Origin of the sequence: Chitinophaga sp. (genome assembly GCF_035564935.1) — a bacterium.
Classification (GTDB): domain Bacteria; phylum Bacteroidota; class Bacteroidia; order Chitinophagales; family Chitinophagaceae; genus Chitinophaga.
The window spans coordinates 1-2,854 of sequence record NZ_DATMTE010000163.1; the positions used below are offsets into that span (position 1 = coordinate 1).

Genomic DNA, 2,854 nt, shown 5'->3' on the forward strand with positions numbered 1-2,854 from the left:
CTTGTTTCTTATTTCATTATTCATTTTCATCATCGTTTTCCTGATCCTGAAAAAATTTGCCTGGACTCCCATCCTTGCTACCCTGAAGGAAAGGGAGGGTTCCATTACCGACTCTATCGCTACTGCAGAAAGAGTAAAGGAAGAAATGGCCCAGATGAAAGCTGAACATGAACATGTGCTGGCGGAAGCTAAAGCTGAAAGAAGCAAGATCCTGAAAGAAGCAAAAGACGCGAAGGATATGATCATCAGCGAAGCCAAAACCCAGGCGCAGGCAGAAGCAAAGAAGATCATCAGTGAAGCATATACCGCTATCGAAAACCAGAAAATGGCTGCGTTAACGGATGTGAAGAACCAGGTAGGTAATCTCGTGATCGAAGTAGCGGAAAAAGTACTGAGAAGAGAGCTGGCCGATAAAACAGCACAGGAAGGTTACGTGAAACAACTGGCGGAAGAAATCAAATTGAACTAAGATACCAGCGGCTGGCGCCCGGCTCTTGAACAGCTAACGCCGAACGCTGCAAGCTAAAAGCTTTTATAATATGCAGAATCCCCGTTTAGCATCCCGGTATGCAAAATCATTGATAAGCCTGGCTCAGGAACTGAACCAGCTGGAAGTGGTGCATACAGACATGCTGTTCTTACAACAGGTGATGAAAAGCAACCCTGATGTGGTGAGTTTGCTTAAAAGCCCTATCATAAAGGCTGATAAGAAACAGAAAATACTGGCCGCCATATTTGAAGGCCGTATCAGCGCTGCTACCAGCTCTTTTGTAAACCTGCTGGTAGGTAAAGGCCGTGAAAGCGCGCTGGCTGAAATGACCACCGAGTTTACACGCCAGTACATGGTACTGAAAAACATCAGCCCGGTGAAAATCACCACTGCTGTTGCCCTGGATAACGCCACACTGGATGTGATCAAACAAAAGATTGCCAGTGAAACCACGCAGCAGGTACAGCTGGAAACAGCCGTGAACCCTGAGCTGATCGGCGGTTTTGTGCTGGAAGCAAACGACCAGTTGTTTGATGCGTCTGTTCTGCGTGATCTGAAAGATATCAAACAACAGTTTAACAAGAATATTTACGTATCTGAATTACGTTAATCAATACAGCAGCCGCTGCGTACACGCAAAGCTGTTGTCGTTATACTAATTTTCTTTAACGACTTTTTTTAAAATCATAATTATGGTTGATATTAAACCTGATGAAATTTCGGCGATTTTACGCCAGCAGTTAAGCAACTTCAATGCTTCTGCCGACCTGGAAGAGGTAGGCACTGTATTGCAGGTGGGTGATGGTATTGCCCGCATATACGGATTGGGCAATGTAGGTTATGGTGAACTGGTAGAATTTAGCAATGGTGTAAAAGCAATTGCACTGAACCTGGAAGAAGACAATGTGGGTGTGGTATTGATGGGGCAGTCAGCAGGTATTAAAGAAGGTGATAAAGTACGCCGTACTAACAAAATCGCTTCCATTAACGTGGGTGAAGGTGTTGTTGGCCGCGTAATCAATACACTGGGCGAGCCGATAGATGGTAAAGGCCCGATCAAAGGTGAACTGTATGAAATGCCGCTGGAGCGTAAAGCACCCGGTGTACTGTACCGTGAGCCGGTAAAAGAACCATTGCAAACCGGCGTAAAGGCGATTGATGCCATGATCCCGGTAGGCCGTGGACAACGTGAGCTGGTAATCGGTGACCGTCAGACAGGTAAAACAGCTATCTGTATTGATACGATCATCAACCAGAAAGAATTTTATGATGCAGGCAAACCTGTTTATTGCATATACGTAGCTATTGGCCAGAAAGCATCTACTGTTGCCGGTGTAATGAAAACATTACAGGAAGCAGGCGCTATGGCTTATACTACCATCGTAGCTGCCAACGCTGCTGACCCTGCACCGCTGCAGTTCTACGCTCCGTTTGCCGGTGCTGCCATCGGGGAGTTCTTCCGCGATTCAGGCCGTCCTGCACTGATCGTTTATGATGATCTGTCCAAACAGGCGGTTGCTTACCGTGAAGTATCCCTGCTGCTGAAACGCCCTCCCGGACGCGAAGCATATCCTGGTGACGTATTCTACCTGCATAGCCGTTTACTTGAGCGTGCTGCAAAGATCATCAGCAATGATGCTATCGCAAAACAGATGAACGACCTGCCTGAATCTATCAGACACCTGGTGAAAGGCGGCGGCTCCCTGACAGCATTGCCTATCATCGAAACACAGGCAAGTGACGTATCTGCATATATCCCTACCAACGTAATCTCCATCACCGATGGTCAGATATTCCTGGAAGGTAACCTGTTCAACGCTGGTATCCGTCCTGCTATCAACGTGGGTATCTCTGTAAGCCGCGTGGGTGGTAACGCACAGATCAAATCCATGAAGAAAGTATCCGGTACCCTGAAACTGGATCAGGCTCAATACCGCGAAATGGAGGCTTTCTCCAAATTTGGCGGTGACCTGGATGCTGCTACCAAAGCGGTTATCGACAAAGGCGCCCGTAACGTGGAAATCCTGAAACAAGCTCAGTTCAGCCCGTATGCCGTGGAAAAACAGGTGGCTATGATCTACCTGGGTACCAATGGTTTGCTGCGCGACGTTCCTGTTAAACAGGTGCGTGCTTTCGAAGAAGCCTTCCTGAATGAAATGCAGGTGCGTTTGCCGGAAGTACTCGCTGAGTTCAAGAAAGGTAACCTGCCCGAAGATGGCCTGAAGAAAATGGTTACACTGGCTAATGAACTGAAACCAAGATTCGCATAATAACAGCGTTTATCGCTTAAAATACAGATCCCCTTTGCCATCTGGCAGAGGGGATTTTTTTATATGGAAACCTGCCGTCATCTTATTTTAAAAC

3 protein-coding genes are annotated in these 2,854 nt (G+C 47.0%); all 3 read left to right on the forward strand.

From position 1 onward, the window contains the following. Position 1 precedes the first annotated feature (1 nt). The 3 genes from atpF to atpA all read left to right on the forward strand — a co-directional run bounded on the left by atpF (position 2) and on the right by atpA (position 2,760). Positions 2-469 (forward strand): F0F1 ATP synthase subunit B, encoded by a 468-nt coding sequence (atpF, locus tag VN105_RS04400; protein WP_325638311.1) that lies wholly within the window; start codon positions 2-4, stop codon positions 467-469. A gap of 70 nt (positions 470-539) precedes the next feature. Continuing rightward, the gene (atpH, locus tag VN105_RS04405) at positions 540-1,100 is read left to right on the forward strand and encodes an ATP synthase F1 subunit delta (protein WP_325638313.1); all 561 of its coding nucleotides are present in this window, start codon (positions 540-542) and stop codon (positions 1,098-1,100) included. Positions 1,101-1,182: 82 nt separating this feature from the next. Then, on the forward strand, positions 1,183-2,760 hold the full coding sequence (atpA, locus tag VN105_RS04410) for a F0F1 ATP synthase subunit alpha (RefSeq protein WP_325638315.1): 1,578 nt from the start codon (positions 1,183-1,185) through the stop codon (positions 2,758-2,760). Positions 2,761-2,854 lie beyond the last annotated feature (94 nt).